General features: G+C 49.5%; 18 protein-coding genes. 6 read left to right on the forward strand and 12 right to left on the reverse strand.

Annotated features, from left to right (window positions below; translation table 11 throughout):
* The first annotated feature begins 76 nt into the window (after window positions 1–76).
* Window positions 77–2,893 carry a glycoside hydrolase family 3 protein gene (locus tag EWA64_RS18505; protein WP_061895742.1) on the forward strand — a complete coding sequence of 939 codons (2,817 nt, stop codon included), beginning with the start codon at window positions 77–79 and terminating at the stop codon, window positions 2,891–2,893.
* Between the two features lie 170 nt (window positions 2,894–3,063).
* Window positions 3,064–4,404, forward strand: coding sequence for an MATE family efflux transporter (locus tag EWA64_RS18510; protein WP_061895741.1), 1,341 nt, complete (start codon window positions 3,064–3,066; stop codon window positions 4,402–4,404).
* Between the two features lie 248 nt (window positions 4,405–4,652).
* Here the strand turns inward: EWA64_RS18510 and glpQ are convergent, their stop codons facing one another.
* From glpQ to EWA64_RS18530, 4 genes are all read right to left on the reverse strand, one after another.
* The gene (gene glpQ, locus EWA64_RS18515) at window positions 4,653–5,711 is read right to left on the reverse strand and encodes a glycerophosphodiester phosphodiesterase (protein ID WP_061895740.1); all 1,059 of its coding nucleotides are present in this window, start codon (window positions 5,709–5,711) and stop codon (window positions 4,653–4,655) included.
* Between the two features lie 138 nt (window positions 5,712–5,849).
* Window positions 5,850–7,214 (reverse strand): glycerol-3-phosphate transporter, encoded by a 1,365-nt coding sequence (glpT, locus tag EWA64_RS18520; RefSeq protein WP_039435284.1) that lies wholly within the window; start codon window positions 7,212–7,214, stop codon window positions 5,850–5,852.
* Window positions 7,215–7,561: 347 nt separating this feature from the next.
* Window positions 7,562–8,977 carry a leukocidin family pore-forming toxin gene (locus tag EWA64_RS18525; RefSeq protein ID WP_061895739.1) on the reverse strand — a complete coding sequence of 472 codons (1,416 nt, stop codon included), beginning with the start codon at window positions 8,975–8,977 and terminating at the stop codon, window positions 7,562–7,564.
* 1 nt (window position 8,978) lies between these two features.
* The gene (locus tag EWA64_RS18530) at window positions 8,979–9,485 is read right to left on the reverse strand and encodes a hypothetical protein (protein ID WP_061895738.1); all 507 of its coding nucleotides are present in this window, start codon (window positions 9,483–9,485) and stop codon (window positions 8,979–8,981) included.
* Between the two features lie 720 nt (window positions 9,486–10,205).
* Between EWA64_RS18530 and EWA64_RS18535 the strand changes: the two genes are divergently transcribed.
* The 4 genes from EWA64_RS18535 (at window position 10,206) to EWA64_RS18550 (ending at window position 15,772) form a co-directional block, all read left to right on the forward strand.
* Complete coding sequence (locus tag EWA64_RS18535; protein ID WP_061895737.1) at window positions 10,206–12,092, forward strand: methyl-accepting chemotaxis protein; 1,887 nt, start codon at window positions 10,206–10,208, stop codon at window positions 12,090–12,092.
* Between the two features lie 185 nt (window positions 12,093–12,277).
* A complete protein-coding gene (locus EWA64_RS18540; RefSeq protein WP_061895736.1) occupies window positions 12,278–14,167 on the forward strand; it encodes a methyl-accepting chemotaxis protein in 1,890 nt (629 codons plus the stop codon).
* Window positions 14,168–14,297: 130 nt separating this feature from the next.
* On the forward strand, window positions 14,298–14,753 hold the full coding sequence (locus EWA64_RS18545) for a GNAT family N-acetyltransferase (protein WP_061895735.1): 456 nt from the start codon (window positions 14,298–14,300) through the stop codon (window positions 14,751–14,753).
* A 113-nt stretch (window positions 14,754–14,866) separates the two neighbouring features.
* A complete protein-coding gene (locus EWA64_RS18550) occupies window positions 14,867–15,772 on the forward strand; it encodes a dienelactone hydrolase family protein (RefSeq protein WP_061895734.1) in 906 nt (301 codons plus the stop codon).
* A 65-nt stretch (window positions 15,773–15,837) separates the two neighbouring features.
* Here the strand turns inward: EWA64_RS18550 and EWA64_RS18555 are convergent, their stop codons facing one another.
* From EWA64_RS18555 to EWA64_RS18590, 8 genes are all read right to left on the reverse strand, one after another.
* The gene (locus tag EWA64_RS18555; protein ID WP_061895733.1) at window positions 15,838–16,233 is read right to left on the reverse strand and encodes a PPC domain-containing DNA-binding protein; all 396 of its coding nucleotides are present in this window, start codon (window positions 16,231–16,233) and stop codon (window positions 15,838–15,840) included.
* A 275-nt stretch (window positions 16,234–16,508) separates the two neighbouring features.
* Window positions 16,509–17,402 carry an amino acid ABC transporter permease gene (locus EWA64_RS18560; protein WP_061895732.1) on the reverse strand — a complete coding sequence of 298 codons (894 nt, stop codon included), beginning with the start codon at window positions 17,400–17,402 and terminating at the stop codon, window positions 16,509–16,511.
* Between the two features lie 3 nt (window positions 17,403–17,405).
* A complete protein-coding gene (locus EWA64_RS18565) occupies window positions 17,406–18,248 on the reverse strand; it encodes a transporter substrate-binding domain-containing protein (protein WP_039444837.1) in 843 nt (280 codons plus the stop codon).
* Window positions 18,249–18,267: 19 nt separating this feature from the next.
* Window positions 18,268–19,059: an amino acid ABC transporter permease gene (locus EWA64_RS18570; protein WP_061895749.1), complete on the reverse strand. Its 792-nt coding sequence runs from the start codon at window positions 19,057–19,059 to the stop codon at window positions 18,268–18,270.
* Window positions 19,060–19,079: 20 nt separating this feature from the next.
* Entirely contained in the window at window positions 19,080–19,796 is a 717-nt protein-coding gene (locus EWA64_RS18575) for an amino acid ABC transporter ATP-binding protein (protein ID WP_280512705.1), read from the reverse strand.
* A 104-nt stretch (window positions 19,797–19,900) separates the two neighbouring features.
* A complete protein-coding gene (locus tag EWA64_RS18580; RefSeq protein WP_061895730.1) occupies window positions 19,901–20,896 on the reverse strand; it encodes a succinylglutamate desuccinylase/aspartoacylase family protein in 996 nt (331 codons plus the stop codon).
* A gap of 88 nt (window positions 20,897–20,984) precedes the next feature.
* Window positions 20,985–22,004, reverse strand: a complete 1,020-nt coding sequence (ltaE, locus tag EWA64_RS18585) for a low-specificity L-threonine aldolase (protein WP_280512704.1) — start codon at window positions 22,002–22,004, stop codon at window positions 20,985–20,987.
* A 42-nt stretch (window positions 22,005–22,046) separates the two neighbouring features.
* Complete coding sequence (locus EWA64_RS18590; RefSeq protein ID WP_061895729.1) at window positions 22,047–22,562, reverse strand: NUDIX hydrolase; 516 nt, start codon at window positions 22,560–22,562, stop codon at window positions 22,047–22,049.
* Window positions 22,563–22,589: the final 27 nt, after the last annotated feature.

Raw genomic sequence — 22,589 nt, forward strand, 5'->3', positions numbered from 1 at the left:
GAAATGCGCACTTGGCAAGCTTACACTGAAGCTCAATCAATGAGAATGCCAAAGGCAAAAATAAGGCGATAGAGCGATGAGAAACCCAGCGATAGACAAAGCGCAGCAAGCACTGGTGTCGGTGAGCCGTCAAGCGGCGGCAGAAGGCATCGTCTTGCTGAAAAATGACGACCAAGCCCTTCCTATTCAGCCATCAGAGGTGGTTTCTCTTTTTGGCCGCTGTCAAGTGGATACCTATCGCAGTGGCACGGGGTCTGGCGGGGCGGTCAATGTGCCGTATGCCGTTAATGCACTGCAAGGGCTGCAATCTAATGCATCGTTTACGCTGAATCAGGCGCTGATCGCGACCTATCAATCTTGGCTGGCGCATCATCCATTTGATGATGGCGGCGGTGGTTGGGCGGCTGAGCCGTGGTTTCAACATGAAATGCCATTGACCGATGAGCTGGTGGCACAGGCGGCGTTGCAGTCTGACAAAGCGATCGTGTTTATTGGCCGCACTGCTGGTGAAGATAAAGATTACGCCGATGAAGCCGGCAGCTACCGCTTAACCGAGCTGGAAACGGACATACTAACCAAAGTGTGCCGTCATTTTACGTCGGTGGCCGTGGTGATGAATGTGACCAATATTATCGATATGTCGTGGTTAACTGACCTTGAAAACCATCAAGCGATCAAAGCGGTGCTCTACAGCTGGGCGGCGGGGATGGAAGGGGGCCACGCGCTGGCCGATGTGCTCTCTGGCGCTGTTTCACCCAGTGGTCGTTTGACCGACACCATCGCCTATCGTTTGCAAGATTACCCTTCATCTGCCCATTTTGGCCGCAAAGACTTCAATCTCTATGTTGAAGACATTTACGTCGGCTATCGCTACTTTGAAACCTTTGCCCCAGAGGCGGTGCAGTTTGAGTTTGGTGCGGGCTTATCTTATACCCAATTTGAACGCCGTTTGGTGCAGTGCTCTAGTGACGTGGCCGATGCTGGCGGCGATCTCACCAATGCCAACGCGCTGACGTTTGATATTGAGGTTCGTAATGTCGGCCAACAATTTAGCAGCAAAGAAGTGGTGCAACTCTATGTGGAAGCGCCGCAAGGAAAACTCGGCAAACCCGTACGTGTGCTGTGTGGTTTTAATAAAAGCGATGAAATTGCACCGAATGGCCGTGAAAGAGTGCAAATTACCGTGCCGTTGTGGGCTTTGGCTTCCTATGACGACAGCGGCGTGACAGGGCACAAAAACAGTTATGTGTTGGAAGCGGGTGAATACCGTTTCTACCTTGGGGGGAGCGTACGCCAAGCCGAGCTGCTTGATGCCGTGTGGCAACTCGACCAACTGCGGGTGCTAGAAACCCTTGCAGAAGCCTGTGCCCCAACGCGTGAGTTTGAACGCCTAGTGCCCGCCGAGCGCCAAGCCAATGGCGTCTATCAAACTGGCTATCAGCCTGTGCCATTGCGTACGGTGGATTTGGCGCAGCGAATTGAAGCCAACTTGCCGCCAACCTATGCTTTTACGGGCGATCAAGGGATTAAGTTGGCCGATGTTGCCCAAGGCCAAGCCGATTTAGAAGCTTTCATTGCTCAACTGACGCCAGCGCAATTGGCGACTCTTGTCCGTGGAGAAGGAATGTGCAGCTCGAAAGTGACACCGGGTACGGCGGCGGCGTTTGGCGGGGTGTGTGACTCGCTGTTTGAGCTGGGCATTCCGGTGGCCGCGGCGGCCGATGGTCCGTCTGGGATTCGTATGGACAGTGGCCATCAAGCGACGCAAGTGCCGATTGGAACGCTGCTTGCCTGCACGTGGAACTCGGCGCTCAATCAGCAGTTGTATTATCTGGTTGGCCAAGAATTGCAAGCGTACCAAATCGATACGTTACTTGGCCCCGGCATCAATATTCATCGCCACCCACTCAATGGTCGTAATTTCGAATATTTCTCCGAAGACCCGTTATTAACGGGTTGGATCGCGGCGGCGCAAACCACAGGTTTAAAACAAGCGGGCGTTTCTGGCACCATCAAACACTTTGCGGCCAACGATCAAGAAACCGCACGCGTGGATGTGGACAGCGTGATGTCGCAGCGCGCGCTGCGTGAAATCCACATCAAGCCATTTGAAATGGCGGTGAAGTATGGTGAGGCGTCCACCATCATGACTTCCTACAATCCGGTCAACGGTCATTGGGCGGCGTCTAACTACGATCTCAACACCACTATTTTGCGTGGTGAATGGGGATACACCGGCATTGTGATGACCGACTGGTGGGCAAAAATGAATCACCCCGTTGACGGGGGCAAAGAGAGTAAGCGCTTCACTGGCTACATGCTACGAGCGCAAAATGATCTCTACATGGTGGTGGAAAACGACGCCGCCGAGCGCAACCCGATGGACGACGACACATTACAGGCGTTAGCGCAAGGTGAGTTGACGTTAGGCGAGTTGCAACGCAGCGCGATGAACATCTGCCGCTTTATTTTGCAAGCGCCTGTGATGCAAAGACCATTGCAGGCGTATCAAGCGGTGAAACCTTTTGCACCACTTTCGGCACAGGCGCGTCACGCCGTGCCTGAATCGGCCCCCGTCTGTTTTGCGGATCAAACCATCGAACTCAACAGCCAAAGTGCCAGCCAGTGTTTGTTGCAGGTAGAACACAGCGGCACCTACCTTTGTTTTGCTCAGATGGCCTACGATCGAGAAGCGTTGGCGCAATCGTCTTGCAGTTTGAGTATCAATGGTGAGTTTGCTATGTCGCTGCCGACCAATGGTACCAACGGGCAGAGTGTCAAAGTGGAAGGTCGTGCGATCTCTCTGTCATCGGGTGTGTACTGGCTAGAAAGCCAATTTGTGAAAAAAGGCGCAGTGTTGCAAACCTTACGCTTTGAGCGACAAGAGGAATAGGCGCCGCCAGTTTGCACCACATTTAGCCATGAATTTTGTGTGTCTTTTTGCGCAGTTCCTATACAATAAGACGCACATTTTTATTGTTCATTCAGACTGCTCTGCAACCCTTTTGTGGAGCAGTTTTTCGTTTTTCCGACGATCGATTTTTCATATTTAAGGTCAACAAAATGGCTAAAACCCAAAATATCAACCAGCGCATGTCTATCGTGACGCTCGCGTGGCCGATATTAGTGGAGATTTTGCTACGGACAGCGCTCGGCACCAGTGATGTATTCATGCTCTCTGGTTATTCAGACAAAGCGGTTTCCGCGGTGGGCGTGATCACCCAACTGACATTCTTCCTCATCATTGTCTCTACCTTTGTCAGCAGCGGCACCGGGATTCTCATTGCCCAATACAACGGTGCAGGCCGCGATCAAGATGCCACCCACGTTGGGGTGGCAAGTATTGCGCTTTCCAGCGTGATTGGGGTGATCCTCAGCGTGTTGGCGGTGCTCGGTGCAACGCATTTGTTGCCCTATTACGGTTTGGAAGCGCAGGTGGAACAATACGCGCAAGAGTATCTGCTCATCAGCGGTGCGATGACTTTTAACGTCACCATTGGCATCGTGTTTACCACCATTTTGCGCAGCCACGGTTATTCGCGCTCGCCCATGACGGTTAACCTCATCAGTGGCGTACTCAACATCATCGGCAACTACATTGCACTCTATCAGCCGTTTGGTTTGCCTGTGTATGGCGTGCAAGGCGTGGCGATTGCAACGGTGGCCAGCCAAGTGATCGGCACGACGATTTTGGGCGTGCTACTGTGGCGCAGCTCAATTGAGTTGCCGATGCGTTCTCTCGCACAAGTGCCCTGCGCGGTCTATAAGAAAATCCTCAAAATCGGCGGTATGAATGCAGGGGAAGTGCTTTCGTACAACATGGCGCAAATCACCATCGTCTATTTTGTGGTGCAGATGGGTACCTCGTCTCTGGCGGCGTTTACCTATGCGCAAAATATCGCACGCTTCTCTTTTGCGTTTGCTTTAGCCATTGGCCAAGCAACGCAAATTCAAACCGGTTACTACATTGGTAAAGGGTGGATAGAGAACATCACCAAACGGGTGCAAATCTACTTCTTGGTTGGCTTTGTTTCTTCGGTGGCGGTGGCGAGCTGCATCTACTTGATGCGTGATGCGATCTTAACGCTGTTTACTCAGCAGCCGGAGATCCTCATGTTAGCCGGTTCCTTAGTTATGGGCTCTATTGTGTTGGAAGCGGGGCGTGTGTTTAACCTGATTTTCATCTCGGCGCTCAAAGGGGCGGGGGACATCAAATTCCCAGTGCAAATGGGCATTTTGAGCATGTGGGGCTTGGGCGTGGTGTTTTCGTATCTGCTCGGTATTCACTGGGGCTACGGCGTATTCGGCGCATGGATGGCGATTGCCCTCGACGAGTGGTTCCGCGGTCTCATCATGGCAAGGCGTTGGCGCTCGCAAGTTTGGTTGAAACACAAGCTGGTTTGATGCGTTTTACTCACAAAGGCTTAGCTTTTTTGAGCGGGGAAGATGGCAGCGGCGCAGTCTTAGCGAGACTACGCCTCGACGATACTCACTCTCATCGCTAGAGTGAGTATCGTGTTCGTTCACTTTGGCTTGAATTAGGCCGCTTCCAATTCGCTCTGCGCCTTATCAAGCAGGGCAAACTCCTCTTCGGCGGTTTTGGCAATCAGGTTGTTCTGACCGATGATTCAACTGATTTGAGTCATAACGGTTTATTTTTGCTCGGACAAAAAGTGCACGGCTTTGTCTGGAAAATCGGTAAATAGACCGTCTACTTTGACCTTGTTATAGAAAACGTCCAGCATGCCAGCAAAATTTTCTGCGTATGGCGCAATACGGCCAGGGTCTGCGCGGAACGTGTAAGGGTGTACTGCAAGGCCGGCTTGTTTGGCCTCTTGCATGAGCGGTAGAACAATCAGATTATCTTTGGTTGATTTGTCATCCACGAGCATCGGTTTCCAAGGGCCAATCCCTTCTGCGTAGGTTGCCACTTCTTTCATCGCGCCGGGCTTAAAGAACCAGTCGTAATCGTATGGTGTGGCAGTGTTACCTTGGTAAACCATGGTTTCGTTCCAATCCGTGTAGGCAAGAAGCTGCACCAGTTTCAGATCCATTCCCATCGCTGGCATCAACTCGTTATTAATGCGTTTAAGCTCAATCGGGTCGAAACATTGCAGATAGACTTTGCTCTCTTGATTGGTGTAGCCGTATTGCTTCAACACTTTCAATACCGCAGTACTGATGTCTTTGCCTTCATGGCGATGGAACCAAGGTGCTTTGATCTCTGGGTAGATGCCAATATCGTAACCTAACGTTTTGTTAAGCCCTTGGATCAGTTCAATCTCTTCTTGCAGGGTGGGGACGGTGAAATCGCCTTTCCACATCGGGAAACGGTTCGGGAAGCCAGCCACTTTGTTGCCTTTGTCATCGATGTTGAAACCTTCGGTGACTCGCAGCGATTTGATCTCAGCTAACGTAAAGTCGATGGCGTAGTAGCGTTTATCCGCACGGGCACGATCTGGGAACTTCTCCGCGACGTCCGTCACGCGATCAAGATAATGGTCATGCAGTACAACCAACTGATCATCTTTGGTCATCACCACATCTTGCTCGATGTAGTCTGGTTTCATGGCGTAAGCCAACGCTTTGGCTTCCAGTGTATGCTCTGGCAAATAACCAGAAGCGCCGCGGTGTGCAATCACCAAAGGTTTCGCGGTCACACTGCCAGCCGCCAAGGCGGCGAGAGCGAAATAGAGAGGGGAGAGCTTCATGGAATTTTCCTTGTGTTTGTTTTCACTAAATTTTCGAAGGAGTATCCTGACGTTCGAAAATGTAACTATGATGACACTTTCGCGCAGAAAATAGCCCGTTAGCTTACGGCAGTAAAAAACGGGCTTGAGGAAGTTTAATTAAGCAACTGCTTCTTTCTGTTTGTTCTTCGCTTCGTGATGAGCGCGTTCGCCCAGCAGTGCGTAAGTCAAACAAACAATTGAGGTGATGCAAGAGCCGATCAAGATGATAAAGCCACCATCCCAGCCAAAGTGGTCAACGGTGTAACCCAGTACCGCGTTTGCTGCCACCGCGCCGCCCAAGTAGCCAAACAGACCCGTTAGACCAGCAGCAGTACCAGCGGCTTTTTTCGGCGCAAGTTCGAGTGCGTACAGACCAATAAGCATCACAGGGCCGTAGATGAGGAAGCCGATAGCCACCAGCGCTGCCATGTCGACACCAGGGTTGCCTGCTGGGTTAAACCAGTAAACGAGTACCGCAAGCGTTACCAACACCATAAACAGAATGCCCGCTGGCGCACGACGGCCTTTGAACAGTTTGTCTGAGATCCAACCACACAACAGGGTACCCGGAATACCCGCCCATTCGTAAAGGAAGTAAGCCCAAGACGATTTGTCAACGGTGAATTCTTTAGCTTCTCTCAGGTATACCGGAGCCCAGTCGAGAACGCCGTAGCGGATCAAGTAAACAAAGGCATTCGCAATCGCAATAGACCAAAGCAGTTTGTTGTTAAACACGTACTTAAAGAAGATCTCTTTGGCCGTCATCTCTTTTTCGTGTGAGGTGTCGTAATCATCTGGGTAGTCGTTTTTGTACTCTTCAATCGGTGGCAGGCCACAAGATTGAGGCGTATCGCGCATGGTGATCCAAATAAATACCGCAACCAATAGAGCGAAGAAGGCAGGTACGTAGAAAGCGGTGCGCCAGTCGTCATTGAACATCCACAAACCGAAGAGGAAGATAGGACCAATCAAACCACCACCTACGTTGTGCGCCACGTTCCACACTGAGACAATTTCACCACGCTCTTTGCGTGACCACCAGTGCACCATGGTTCGGCCACAGGCAGGCCATCCCATGCCTTGGAACCAGCCGTTCAAAAACAGCAAGATAAACATGGCGGTAATGCTGCCGGTTGCCCAAGGCATAAAGCCAAAGCAGAACATGACTAAGGCAGACATCACCAAGCCTGCGCTGAGGAAGTAGCGCGGATCAGAACGGTCGGAAACACTGCCCATTAAGAATTTAGATAAGCCGTAAGCGATGGATACCGCTGCCAGTGCGACACCGAGATCACCGCGGCTAAAGCCTTGTTCAATCAGGTAGGGCATCGCCAGACTGAAGTTTTTACGTACCAGATAGTAGCCAGCATAGCCAACAAAAATGCCGATAAACAACTGCCAGCGCAGGCGGGAGTATGCACTATCGATTTTCTCGCCGGGTAGGCGATTGATATGTGCTTTGGGTTTGAATATACCAAACATGGTAAGCCTCTTTACTTTGTGTTTTGCGATGGTATAGAAACGGCCCCGAACAAAAGAATGTTGAGTAGAGAGCGGGTGGTTTCTTCTAAAGTGCGAACGAGCAAAATGTTTCGTTCGAAATCGGTTGGATTTTCGTATTGATTGACAAAGTTTTCTGTGAGAAATGTTACATTTCAATTAATAATATTAATAAAACAAGATATTAAGTTGCAAATATGGATGATGTCTCTCATTTTCAACGTGTTACGAAATGGCGTTTTGGAACTTTTATGGTTGGTTTTTGAGCAAACGAGCGTTCTCTGGTTAGAAGTAAAGCGCTCCCGCTGAATGCGAGAGCGCTAGGCTGCTTAAAGTTTGATCTGTTGCAGAGTGGGTTTCCAGCGTGCATGCGTTGCTGAGGATTCAGGGCTGACGCCGACAGTTTGGCCGCTGATGATATCTAGCACGTAGCGAGTGTCGCTGCCATCGACATAACGGCTGATCAACTTGTCGCCTTCCCAGAACCATTTTTGGGCAAGGTTTGCGCCACACTGCTCAACAGTGAGGCGTTGGTCACTACCAACAGTCAGGCAGCGATCTGGCGCAACACGGCTGCGGTAGCGCTCTTCTTTATCAAGGCCCCAAACTTGGTTCCAGTTGCCGTGACAGCTCCAACCGTTGACTTCGCCACCGATGGCTTTTTGATCGCCATCTTTACCATACACATCGAGACACAAATCGTTATTGCTCAAAGATTGCAAGGTAACGTGCGCTTCGGCTTCAAACAACGGATGATTCCAGTCTACACGCACTCGTTGTTTAACGGTTGTACTGTTTGAAGAGTACCCCGCAGGGCCATAAACAGAGAACAGTGCCGAAGGTACCACAGTACCAAAACGAGCACGGTAGTTAAGCTTTACCCCAATCTCAAAGTCTGTGGTGCCACTTTCACTGACAGGCGTCTCGTAAAGTACGTCATAACTGGGTTTAAAGTTAGCGTAGGAGATCGGATTGAACTTGGTTTTATCAAACACCCAGCCGCTACCCCAGTGAGCTGCGGTAAAATAGCAACCCAACTCCTGACGGCGCAGTTCATCACACTCACTGAATTCGCGTTCAAAGGAGATATCGAAATCACTTAGCGAAGAACGGTTGTTGATGCGGTAGTCTTTTGTATCAAATACTAAGGTTTTCGAGTAGTTATAAGTGAACGAACCACTGACTTCACCACCCACTTTAGGGCCGTCCTTATTGACCTCAGCCCCCACTTTACCATTCACGCCAATCGAGTAGCCATGCGTGTCGCGGTGCTGGTAGTTTTTGTTCTCATTTTGTGGGAAATCACGTGCCTTTTTCGGTGTGTAGCCAGAAATCGGCTTAACCCACAAATCGTAGCTGCTAGCAAACGGGCCAATATAGGTGCGACGGTTCGCCCAGCTTTGGAACCAGCTATGCTCTTGCTGCAGCTCGTTCACAAGGTGGATGCCTGTACCGGGTTTGTCTGCATCAACAGTAAAGCGGACAATTTTTGCATCCGGGGTAAAGCCTGCGGCGGTAGCGGATTGCACCGAGCGCATTTGTGCGACGTTAACGCGAACATCAATTGACGCCCCAGCATTACACCAATCACGGGTATTATCAAAATCGCCAGACGTATGCAGGTTACATTTAATTTTTGAGCTGGTGATGTAAATCGGCTTTTCGACAATCGGCACATATTCTTGTGCACTGGCGTTCATCGCCGCGGCGAGTAACGAAAACGTAAATATAACGGGAGTTTTCATCTTAGTTACCTCCGAAGCCAAAACGATCAAGTGCATGTTGCAGAGACTGAGTGATACTCTCCAGTTCTGCGGCCGGGTTATTGAGCGAGTTACCATTTTCATCGGTCACATCGCTGACAATCGCATTGACTAAGGAATCACCTTGATAGGTGCCAGTCACGACCACTGGGGCTGAAATGCCCAGTCCGGTGAGCTTTTGGCTCAGTGAGAATTGCGCTTCTTCGCCAGCAATTGTCGTGAGATCGAGCACAACGGTATCACCATTCGCGATGTGCTGTTGCGCGAGGTTGAGTTCATCTTCAGAAGCGCTGCCTGCGTTAACGTAAAGCAAATCTTGCTGAGATAAATGGCCACTGTAGAGCGTCACAGGTTGGCGATAGCTTTGCGCGATAGCCTGAGAAATTTCACTTTCACTGCCCAAAATTTGGACATCCGCGAAAGCCTGTGCAGCAAACAAGCTTGAAAGAAGGAGTATTCTTCCTGCTACTTTATTGTTGTTTTTTCGCATAGTTTCCTCATTACGAGTTGGTTTTATTATATTAAACTACCGATCACGAAATAATGTTAATAATCGTAAGGGTATTGGTCCTCATCCTTGAATGTTGAAACGTTCTTATTCCATCAAGCGACTAATTTTTAACCGCTATGAATATTAATGGAAAGGTAATAAATTCTTATCCTGGCTGATATTCACAAAAATAAATATTGTATAATTTTATTATTGACAAGTTTTTTGTGATGTAATAACGACCTAAAATATCTTTCCAATTATTGAAATTGTATTTATAACTCATTGTATTTAAAAATTATTTTTACTTATAAATAAGAATTTGCTTAATAAGTGGGTATTTTATTAGCTTTAAATGTACAATCTAATTCTAATTTATTTCATTCTCTAGATTTAGAATGATTATTTTATAGTGATTTTATTTTCAGTTTTGTTTTTTAGTATTGACTAAATTTTACCTTGCTAAATTAGATGTTTTTAAAAGCTTACTTTAATATAAAAAATAAAATGGCCATCATTGAAAATAAACTCAGTCAAAAGCAAAAACGTTTTTGTGCTCAGTGCGCACAAACGAAGCAGAGATCACAAATGTCATGACTTAAGAGCTAGATCATGATTTATTTTTAGCATCGAATTTATAATTGCCGTCCTTCAGCGAGTTTGGCGATAAGCAGAAACCGCTCGAAGGTGTCCATTCATTACACGCAAAGCAGGTTTACAATGCTTAAAAAATTATCACTGAAGAATAAACTCGCTGTTTCTGCGAGCGCTGCCATCATTATCGGGGGACTATTGGTTGAAGCGCTGTCTTTTAGCGACGCTCTGGAGCGTTTGGATGCCGAAGTTCAACAACGCTTAGCCAGTACCTCGGCCTCTTACAACCAATATGTTACAGACTGGCTGGTGTCTAAAGAACGGGCTTTGACCGCGTTGTCGCAAGAAGTTGAAAAAAACGCCATTGTGACGCATCTTAAGCAAGTCAAACATTCTGCGGGCTTTGATAACGTCTTTCTCGCTTATCCCGATGGAGGGCAGGACAACGCAAATGGCGTCATCCTTCCACCCGGCAACAACGATCCGCGCCAATGGGGTTGGTATATTAATGCCATCGCCAACCCAGCCAAAGTGTTTATGGACAACCCGACGGTTGCCGCAGCAACGGGTGCCAATGTGGTTTCGCTGGGCAAAGCGTTGTCGCTGCACGGTCAACAGGTGGTTTTGGGCGCTGACGTTGAAATCACTGATATTCTCACCAGCATGGAGAAGGTGATTTTGCCCGGAGAGGGTTACATGGCTATCGTCAATGACCAAGGCAAGCTCTTTACTCATGCCAATACCAAACTACTCAATCAGCCTGTCAGTGCGCTTGGCTTGAACTTTAATGACATCATGCTGGCGGCTCGCAGCGGAAAAGATATTTACGCTGATGTTAATGGCGAGAAGTCGGTGATCTACGCTCAGTCGATCGACGGTACTCAACTGACCACAGTCAGTGTGATTAATTACCAATCCCTTGTCGCGCCTTTGTTTGACGCGCTTTGGGGGCAATTATTACTAACCGCGATCGTGGTGATCGTTTGTACTGCGCTGTTTAACATGTTGTGTACTTTTCTTTTCCGTCCGCTGAACAATGTGTCACTGGCACTGGAGCAAATTGCTAATGGTAGTGGCGACCTCACCCAACGGATTGAAGTGGAAAGTGCTGATGAAGTTGGACGTTTAGCCAATAACTTTAATACCTTCGTCAGCAGCTTACAGCAGTTGATCGGCCACATTCGCCAGCAGTCGCACCAGTTGACTGACCAAGCCGACACTAGCACTGCACGTGCGGATCGCGCGGTAAATGAGATTCACCACCAGCAACAGGAAATTACTATGGTGGCGACGGCGGTAACGGAGCTGGCAAGCGCGACTCAAGAGATCGCCTCTCACGCGGAGCAAACTGCACGAGCAGCGCAAGATTCGGCCACCAGTACCAACGATGGCCACGCTCTGGTGCTACACACGAAATCTTCCATCAACAGCCTCGCGAGCGAACTGGAGCAAGCCAGTGGTGTCATTGGCGATCTGAGTCGTCATGCGCAGGAGATCTCGACCGTGCTTTCCACTATTCAGGGCATTGCTGAGCAAACGAACTTGCTGGCACTCAACGCGGCAATTGAAGCCGCGCGGGCCGGCGAGCAAGGCCGAGGTTTTGCGGTGGTGGCGGATGAAGTGCGTGTTTTGTCTCAGCGCACACACTCCTCGACCGAAGAGATCAAATCCACTATTGATGCGTTGCAACAGATCACTCAGCGAGCGGTGGCCTTGATGGAGAACAGCGCAACGCTGGCGGGTAACTCGGTAAGCGATGCAGATAAAGCGACCTTGGCCTTAGAAGAGATCAATGCGGCGGTGAACTTAATTAGTGATATGGCGACGCAAATTGCGACGGCGGCGGAAGAGCAGACACACGTTACCAGCGAAATCACTCAGAACATCACTTCAATCAAAGATGTTGCCGATCAACTGGTGATCAATTCGCAAGACAGCTCAAACGAGTCCAATCAATTGAAGCAACAAGCCTCTGAACTTAGTGCCAAAGTGGCGACCTTTAAATTATCCTGACAGCGATGATGTCGCGATCCATCTCTGAACGGCGCTATTGGGCGCCGTTTGTTTTGAAGCAAGATCACAACCTTACTGCAAAGACAAACCGCTTGAATATAAAGTTAGACGCATAGCCAGAATTTCATAAATTAGATTGATAATCTACGCTTTATAGAATTTCTAATAAGCAATGAGAGCCATCTATGCAGTTCAGTTTAAAGAGGAAAATGGTTTCCTCCGTCGTTTTAGCGATTGCGATTACCGCCGCGACACTTCTTTTTGTTGGGTATCAAACTTTTAAAACTCATAGCTGGAAAGCGATTGAAAGTGAAAGCCGCAACACACTCAGTGCTCATGCCAAGGGGATTGCGGACTGGTTTCATGACAAACAGCTCGCCGTTAAAGGTTTGAAAGAAGAAATTGAGCGTAACCCGCAGCTCGATATTGTGCCGCATTTACGCCAAGCGCTTGTCGCGGGGGGATTTGGCCTGAGTTATTACGGGAATGAACAAGGAGAGATGTTTCGTCATGATCCTTCGCTGAACAAGGCGGGCTACGATCCCAGAGAGCGTGGTTGGTATAAAGAGGCCAAAGCCGCTAATAGTGCCATCACCACTGCGCCTTACGTCAGTGTTACCATGCAAACTCTAGTGGTGACGTTAACCGAACCCGTTCGAAACAATGGCAAATTGATTGGCGTTGCTGCTTCAAATTTGGCGCTCAACAAACTGATCAAAGACGTTTTAGCCATTCAGGTACCCGGTAATGGCCGCGCTATCCTTGTTAATCGTAAAGGCAATGTAGTTGCTCATCCGGATAAAGAGGTGTTGCTCAAACCAGTGGCCGAAATAGCGCCAGAACTGAGCATTTCGGAGCTGATTCGCGCCGCTGATAGCAATAGTGCGCTGTACGTTGATGTTGCAGGGGCTGCCAAAGTGATCATGGCACAACCGATCGAATATACCGACTGGTTACTCGTGATGGAGATGGATAAGGCAACGTTGGAAGAGCCGTTATCTGATATGCTGCTTAATCAGACGTTAATCGGTATGCTGGTGCTTGTGGTGATGGCGCTGGCGACGTCTTGGTTCGTGGCAAAACAATTGGTCGAATTGGGTCGCGTCAGTGAAGCCTTGGCTGATATCGCCGAAGGCGACGGCGATTTGACCGTTCGTTTGCAAGTGACTAGTCAAGACGAAGTTGGTCAGTTGGCAGAGAAATTCAATAAGTTTGTCGACCGATTGCATGTGATGGTGAAGAACGTGCGCGATGTTTCTGGTGCGCTCAACCTTGGGGCAAATGAGGCGGCGCGCTCAGCCAGTCAGCGCAGTGAAAGCATTCGTCATCAGCAGGATGAGATCACCATGGTGGCGACCGCCGTGACGGAAATGGCCTCCGCAACAGCTGAAATTGCAGGTAATGCCGATAACACGGCGAAAAATGCTAACCAATCGGTTGAGTTGAGCCAGCATGGCTTTGAGCAGATGAGAAAGAGCCAGCGCTCGATCAATTCTCTTGCGCAAGAGCTCACCAACGCCGTTGATATCATTGGTGAACTGGAAGCGCACGGACAGCAAATTTCGACCATTTTGGCCACGATTCGCGCTATCGCAGAGCAAACGAACTTGTTGGCACTCAACGCGGCGATCGAGGCGGCACGTGCCGGGGAGCAAGGGCGTGGTTTTGCGGTGGTTGCTGATGAGGTCCGCGTGTTGTCGCAGCGTACCCACGCCTCGACCGAAGAAATCCAAGAAAAAATTCAAGGCTTGCAGCGCGCAACCAGCAGCGCTGTTGCAGTGATGAAGCAAAGCCATGAGCTTGCGGCGACCAGTGTCGATGACGTTAACCTCACCGGTGAAAGCTTGACGGCGATTGGTGAAGCGATTCAAACCATCAGTGATATGGCAACGCAGATCGCTTCGGCCGCAGAAGAACAGTCATTAGTAACGGCCGACATCAATGGCAATACCGAATCAGTTCGAGAGGTGAGTGATCGTTTGGCTGTCGATGCGCTGGATGCGGTTGAGCAAGCAAAACGTCTACACGCTTTGGCTGGCGATCTCGACAAAGAGATATCGCGTTTCAGACTGTAAAGACTAACTCGGCACCTTAGGGTGCCGAGCTACTTTTGGGCAAATTATTACCTGAAATCAGGCTCACTTTGGTGCAAGACGATAATTGCGCTATCCTATGTCTCTTCATTTCTATCCATGAAATACCGACATGAATCTACACATCCGCAATGCAAATAGAGAAGACATTCTCGCCATCGCACAGCTCGAACAGCAACTTTTTGCTGAACACGGTTACCCGCTTTTTTTCATCCGCCAAGCGCTCGATTGTTGGCCTGGTGGCGTGTATGTTGCACAGGTTGACAGACAGCTTGCTGGTTATGTCTTGATTGCTCCCACCGATCAACATACAGATGAAGCGTGGATGCTTTCACTCGCCGTATCATCGGACCATCAAGGGCAGGGAATTGCGCGTAAACTGGTACGCCACGCACTCGCTCACACTGGGCAATATCAAAAAATTAAGCTGACGGTGGCACCAGAAAATGGGCCTGCACTGCACCTTTACCAATCGGAAGGCTTTCAACTCATGGATAGAGAAAGTAATTACTTTGGAGAAGGTGAAGAGCGATTGGTGATGCGCTATCAACGCGAGTCAACAGCTTAAGAAAGCGTTAGTTTACTACTGTTCGGGTACGTTATTTTGCAAGTGATATGCCACTTGGTGATTTTCGCCGAGTTAACTATGGTTAATGAACCTAGTGAAAAGAGAACAAGCAAATGGACAAAAATACGCTGCAACAGGAAGTAGACCAAGCGATTCCGCAAGAAGCGTTCGATTGGTATGACGACTATGCCCACGGCCGAATTGATCGCCGTGAGTTTTTAGGCAAATTAGCCGGTTTGGCAGTCCTTGGTTTTAGTGTCAGCTCTATCACGGCGGCGCTTTTACCCGACTATGCCAGAGCGGAGCAAGTGTCGTTTAACGATCCCGATATCAAAGCGACCTATGTTTCCTTCTCATCGCCACTGGGGCATGGGGAAGGACGAGGTTACATGGTCACGCCAGCAAAGATCCTTCAGCCGACGCCCACGGTTTTGGTGGTGCATGAAAATCGGGGACTGAATCCGTACATTGAAGATGTCGCTCGGCGTTTGGCCAAAGTGGGTTTTATTGCTTTTGCTCCGGATGCATTAGCGCCGCTGGGTGGCTACCCCGGCAATGATGATAAGGGGCGAGAGATGCAAAAAAGCCTCGACAGAGAGAAAGTGGAGCAAGATTTTATTGCTGCCGCTCAATATCTCAAGTCACATCCAAATAGTAGCGGTCAGCTGGGTGCCGTTGGTTTTTGCTTCGGCGGTTACGTAGTCAATCTGTTGGCGGCGGTGCTGGGTGAAGAATTGAATGCAGGCGTTCCATTTTATGGCACACCCGCGGCTAAGTCTCTGCGCCGGAGCATCAAAGCGCCGCTGATGCTGCACTTTGCCGAGCTGGATAAACGAGTCAATGATACTTGGCCAGATTACGAGGCGGACCTCAAAGCAATCAATGCCAACTATCAAGCGTTTATCTACGCCAATGTTAATCATGGTTTCCACAACGATTCGACCGCACGCTACGCGAAAGAAGAGGCAGAGTTGGCTTGGCAGCGTACGCTTGGCTTCTTTAACCAGCAGCTACGCTAGCCAAGCAAACGAACATCCCCCACTTTTGCGTTTTAGAGTGCAAAGTGGGGTGGTTAGCGAGAGTTCTAATCGGCAACCAATTCGCTAAATCCAGTCTGCTCGTCAAATGCTCGCTGAAAGACTAAGTCGGGATAGTGATGAATGATGAGCTCAGCGGTGGTGTCTATCAAGCAGCCTTCGAGCAGATGCCCGCCCCAAACGCGGCCTTGTGTATCCGACACCGCAATATGCACATGTTGGTGCTTTGCTGTTAGTGTCCCCATCAATGAAACCAGTTCAAAAGGTGCCTCAAGTGACAACGTTTGCTCATCGCCCGCAAGGCGGATGTTCAGCGTAGAGAGTGAGCCCACACATGAGGCAATACTGCCCGCACGGATAGAGTGCTGGGTGACTATTTCAGCCAGCACTTTTTTCAAATCATCACCGCGCGTAAGACGAGTGACCAGAATATTGATTGCCATGATTGTCCTGTTATTTTTTTTTGAAACGCCATAAAGACATTCGCTTTATGGCGTTTTGCAAAGTTAGCTTTTTAGGTTACCACGGTCGATTTGCTGGAGCAGTTCATTGGCTTTTTTCAAGGCGAAGATACAAACCATCAAAATCACTTTTGTACAGCACACGAGCGGCATCCTGCGGATAGTCCAATTCTTCACCATTTTCTCTCGCCACGAGGTAAGCACTCATTAATGGACGAGAGGTGGTTCTTATTAAACCCTGTTTGCTATAAGACGCTCTAACGTTGTAAATACTTTAAGCTGCGCAGTTCAATACGCTTGAACACGGTAGACAAAGTTAAACAAAGCAGCAGATAGCAAAAACCGACAATCAGCCAAATTTCGAAAATGAAACCAGAAGAGTTGGCGACCTCACTGCCCACAAACGTCAGCTCTTGAATGGAAATCAAAGAAACGATGGAGGTTTCTTTCACCAGCGAGATAGTTTGCCCCGCTAACGCTGGCGTGATGGATGCCAATACTTGTGGACCAATCACAAAACGATACTTGACCCAAGCGGAGAGGCCGAGAGAATCCGCAGCTTCCCACTGACCTTTGGCAATGCTACGCAGTCCTGCGCGCACGATTTCGGCAATGTAAGCCGAAGAGAGCAAACCAAGACACATCACACCGGAGAGCAAGTTTTCCCACAAATTAGCCGGGCCAAACAGCCAAGTTATCGCCGCGGGTGGCGTTGCTGGGTAATTGCGTAAAAGTGTTTCCAGACCAAGTAACGGAATAAGTTGGTTAGAAATAAAGAAATAGAAAATAAAGACAAACACCAATGGCGGAATATTACGGATTAACTGCACAAACGCATTGGCCGGAACGCGCAGTATCGAACGTTCGCTTGTTCTGGCAATGCCAATCAAGGTGCCCAGTATCAAAGCCAGTAGCATCGACCAGAAACTTAGCCGTAGCGTGGCGAGCAGTCCTTGAAAAAAGTACGGCAAACTGCCATCGGCGCGCGGAGTGAAAATGAGTTCAAGCGCCTCTTGCCAATGCCACTGATAATGAATGCCAACCGAAGAGCGGTGATAGAGCCAAGCCAGCAGCCCAATAATTAAGAGGCTCAGCCCGACATCTAGCAGGCTGAGTTTATAGCGAAAAGGTCGATGCGCTTTAACCGTCATGGGTTATTGGCCCGAGGCAATTTGATCTTGCCAATCTAGCGTTGAGAACCAGTACTCGTAACGTTGCTGCAACCAGCCATCGGCCATGCGCGCTTGGATCCAAGTGTCGAAAAAGGCTTTTTTGTCGTCTTCTCCAAGGCGCACCGCAAACGCTTCATTGCCTTTCGCAAGGCGTTCGCTAAACGGCAGGAACAGTTTATCGCTATGTTTAATGGTCTCGTGTTCTGGTTTTGGGCTGGAGGCAATTACGGCGTGAGCGTTACCGTTGATCACTTCTTGGAACGCTTGTGCATCGTCATCAAACTGTAGAATGGTCGCTTTCGGGAAGGTTTCGCGGGCCACTTGCACGGTAAATGCGCCTCGTCTAGCGGCGATTTTCACCCGGCGCGAATTGAATTTTTCCATCGAGGTGAAATCGGCTGCTAGCGTTTTACTGGCTGCAACTTGCACGCCCGAGTGAGAATAGGGCGCAGTAAACAGCACGCTTTTTGAACGCTCTGGGGTGACGGACATACCGCCGATGATGACGTCAAATTTCTTTGCTAAGAGAGCGGGAATAATGCCATCCCAAGCGGTTGGAACAAATTCGACTTTCCAGCCGGAATCAGCCGCTAATCGCTTAGCGACATCAATTTCAAAACCAATCAGTTCTCCTTGCTTGTTACGCATTGCCCATGGAACGAAGGTAGACATACCAACACGCAGCGTACCGCGTTGATTGATACTATCGAGATTGGCAGTTGCGCTTTCGTTAGCCAGTGATGGTGTGCTCAGGCTGAGCGTGAGTAGGCCAGTGAGAAGCGCTGCAATACTTAAGCGAGCGATTCGGTGTTTAAACAGTTTCATGCTTCTTCCCTTAATGTGTTTAATGTGAACGCCAGCGAGCACCGAGGCGATGTTCCAGCCAAGCAGAAAGTGCTGACAGACTTAACGTGAGTAACAGATAGATGGCAGCGACACTAAACCAGATCTCAAAGGGCATTGCCGTTTCAGAGACGATATTCCTGCCTTGGGTGGTGAGATCGAAAATGGCCATCACACTGACGATAGACGAGTTTTTGATCAGAGACACCATTTCATTGGTCAGCGGTGGCAGGGTTCGTTGCAAAAGTTGCGGCAAGATCACATCGTAGAAAGTAAAGAAGGTCGACAAGCCAAGTGATTTTGCTGCTTCGTATTGCCCTTGTGCAATGCCGTTGAGCCCGCCACGCAAAACCTCAGCAGTATAAGCGCCTTGAAACAGCGCTAGCGCGAGCACGGCGGTTGAAAAGCGATCCAGCCCAATCACTGGGCCGAAGACAAAATAGAGCAGATAAATTTGCACCAGCAGCGGTGTGTTTCTGACCACTGCGACATAACCAGTGCCAAGTGCTCGGCCGACAATTGAATGTGACTGACGCAGTAGGGCGGTGGTCAGCCCCAGTAACAAGGTGAAAAGAAGGCTGATGGCAGTGAGCTGCAACGTGACCAGTAGACCTTGCAGCAGTTCAGCGGCCCACCATTCGCCATCTTCAAAAAAGAGAATGTAGTCAGGAACGCGATGCCACTGCCACTGGTAGCCCATTGCTTTGGCTCCTGAATCGAGCAACCAGACTAGTGCGGCAAACATCAGCACTGCTTGAAGCATAGCCAGCAGAATAGGTTTAATTAAGCGCATGGCTTTATGACTAACCATCGCTACCTCGAACCTAAAATTTGTTGGAGAAATTGTTGCGTACGCGAGTGCTGTGCTGCCGAGAAAAGTTGCTCTGGCGGTGCGATCTCTACGATTTCGCCGCCGTCCATGAACGCCACTCGGTGGGCGACCTTGCGTGCAAAGCCCATTTCATGCGTGACACACATCATGGTGATGCCATCATTGGCCAGATCAACCATCACATCCAGCACTTCGTTGATGGTTTCTGGGTCAAGTGCCGATGTTGGCTCGTCAAACAATAAAATCTCCGGTTGCATGCACAGAGAGCGCGCAATCGCCACACGCTGCTGTTGCCCGCCAGAAAGTTGGATCGGGTATTTGTCAGCTTGATCGGCGATTTTTACTCGTTTAAGGAAGTGTTCCGCTCTTTGATTGGCCTCATGTTGACTTAATTTCAAGGTTCTCATTGGCGATAGGGTTAAGTTCTGTCTCACTGTCAGGTGAGGAAAGAGATTGAAGTGCTGAAAAACCATGCCGATTTTGCCACGGCTTTGATGATTTTCCTGCAAATCAGGCAGAACACGGATTTCTCCAGCGTCGATCGACTCCAAGCCGTTAACTGTGCGGATCAGCGTCGATTTCCCCGAACCGGATGGGCCGCAAATCACGAGAATTTCCCCTTTGCGCACGGAAAGTGAGATCGATTTTAACGCTTGGAATTGACCGTACCACTTGCTGACTTGGCAGAACTCTATCACGCTCATTGGCTATTCTTAGTTATTGTTTTGACCATACCTTAGCAAAATCAATAAGCTATTTCATTAGTCGCTTCGCCTCTCAAGGTTTTTGAGAGGCGAGTTACTCAGCGAATCAAACGCACCACTAAAGCGCCCGGTGCGCGCAGTGGTTCAAGATTGTGGCTTAGAACCGTCGCGGCGACAGGCGCGGTGTAGCGAGCAATTTCTTCACCAAAGCTGTCGTACTGAATTGCCAGCAATTGGCCCGGGGAAACGTCTTGCAGCAGCTCAACCTGCGGAATGACAAAGCCGCCTACCTCGGCGCGCAGTGAGATAATCTCTTTGCCTTGCACGCAAGAAAGCGGCGTTGACGGGGCGCCGTCTTTGATCTGCAAGTGCGTCAGAATGTTATTGATTCCTTCGGCTGTGCGTTTAACAAGGTCAGATTGCGTGTATCGCCCCATGCCCACTTCAACCGTGATGCAGGGGACACCATGTTGATTCCAGACCGTTTCTAACACGCCCGCATCTCCCGGGTCATCGAGAATGGCATCTGGGTTTAACCAGCGAGCCATATCAAGCGAAGCTTGCAGGCGAAAATCGGCAAAAACATAAAGAGGATACGCTGCGCCGCTGGTTTGTGTGTGCAGATCGATGGCCAGTTGTGCGTTGGGCTTTAACAGTTTTTGCCACAAGGTATCGAGATAGCGGTTGGCTTCATTCCCTTTGGCATTACCGGGAAAGTGACGGTTGAGATTGACGGCTGACGTGTCTGGGTCAGCGGAATGAAAATCGCGACTGTGATTGAGCAAACCACTTAAGTTGATGGTGGGGACGATAGTCACGACGCCAGTTAAGCTCTGCCCGATCAAATCACGTGCCACTTTTTGCGCGCTGAGTACGCCGTTGTATTCATCACCATGAACGCCAGCGGTGATGAGCAGTTTTTTGCCCGGCTTTTCCCCTTTGAAGACCAGCACAGGCAGATGTTGCCACTGAGATAAAGCGTTGCTGGCAACGCGAAACCAGAATTTGTGCTCGCCGCTGGGTAAATCATCGACATCCAAAGCCTCAATCACGCGCAGACCTTGGAGAGAATCAGCTAAGAATTGTGTTGCCATTGCAGTGGAGACTCCAAATGACGGTTAAACAAATACTCTTGAGTAAAATGGGGCAGAGCATCGTCAGTGACGCGCTCTGCCATGAAAATCATAAATAGGAGCGTAATACGCTGAGCAACCGATCGATGTCTTCGCGACGGATGTCCTTATGGGTGACAAAGCGGATTGGATTTCCCGGGGAGACGATGATCTGCTCTTGCTTTAGCTTTTGCGCTAGGGTTGCGATATCGACGCTATCATCGAGTTTGGCAAACACAATATTGGTTTGCACCCATTGCGGATTGACATCAAACCCGGGCAGTGTTGCAAGCCCGTGTGCCAGCGCTTTTGCGTTGTCGTGGTCCGTTTTAAGTTGGCTCACTTGCTCGGTCAGTGCCAATTTACCTGCGGCGGCTAAAATGCCCGCTTGGCGCATACCGCCGCCAACCATTTTGCGCAAACGACGCGCTTTAGTGATGTACTCTTTGCTTCCCAAAAGCAAAGAACCGACAGGCGCGGCGAGCCCTTTAGACAGGCAGATGGTCATGGAATCGAAATACTGAGCGATTTCACGCACTGGAACATCCAGCGCTACAGCGGCATTATAAACCCGTGCCCCATCAAGATGCATTTTCAGCCCATGTTTGTTGGTAAAAGCGCGCGCTTGTTGAAGATAGCTTAGTGGTAACACTTTACCGTTAATGGTGTTTTCTAAGCTAAGCAGCTTGGTACGGGCGAAATGGCTGTCATCGGGCTTAATCGCAGCGGCGAGTTTATCAAAAGGCAATGTGCCATCAGGATTGTTCTCAATCGGCTGCGGCTGAATCGAGCCTAACACTGCTGCGCCGCCCGCTTCGTAGCGATAGTTGTGCGCTTGTTGGCCACACAAGTATTCATCCCCCCGTTCACAGTGAGACATCAAGCCGAGTAAGTTTGCCTGAGTGCCCGAAGTGGTGAAAAGCGCAGCTTCAAAACCCGTTTCGCTTGCGGCAAACGCTTCTAACTCGTTGACGGTTGGATCATCGCCGTAGACATCATCGCCCACCAGCGCGTTGGCCATCGCCTCACGCATCGCCGGGGTAGGCTGAGTGACGGTATCGGAGCGAAAATCAATTTTATTGCTAGCCATCATTTCTCCTGACTTTACTGTTTTATTGGTGACTTTTTCTCTTTAGAGATAACCGCACAGTTTGGCTTTACTCAAACAAGCAATGGTTTTGCCATCACTGATGCTGCCGTCAATAATTTTCTCTTCTAATTGCGAGACTGGCATGGTGACGACTTGAATCACTTCATCGTCATCACATTGATAGCGGTTGGTTAGACGCAACTTCTTTGCCACGTACAGATATTGGATTTCATCGCAAAATCCAGCCAGCGGCGTGACTTGACCCAGTGAGTAAAAGCACTCTGCACTGTAACCTGTTTCTTCCTCTAACTCTCGTTGAGCACAGGTGAGTGGATCTTCATTGGCCTCTTTGGTGCCCGCCGGAAGTTCCAACAGCCATTTTTTTAACGAAGGGCGATACTGATTGATCAGCACAATTTCGCCTGACGCCGTGACGGGCAAAATGACCGCTGCGCCGGGATGTTGGATGGTGGTATGACAGACAGATTTGCCGTTAGGTAGGGCAATATTTTCTTCAACCAGGGCGATGTTTTTCCATTTATGTATGATTTTTCTCATGTCAAAACGACTTTCCTAGTTAACAGA

The sequence above is a fragment of the Vibrio cidicii genome (assembly GCF_009665415.1).
Taxonomy (GTDB): Bacteria; Pseudomonadota; Gammaproteobacteria; order Enterobacterales; family Vibrionaceae; genus Vibrio; species Vibrio cidicii.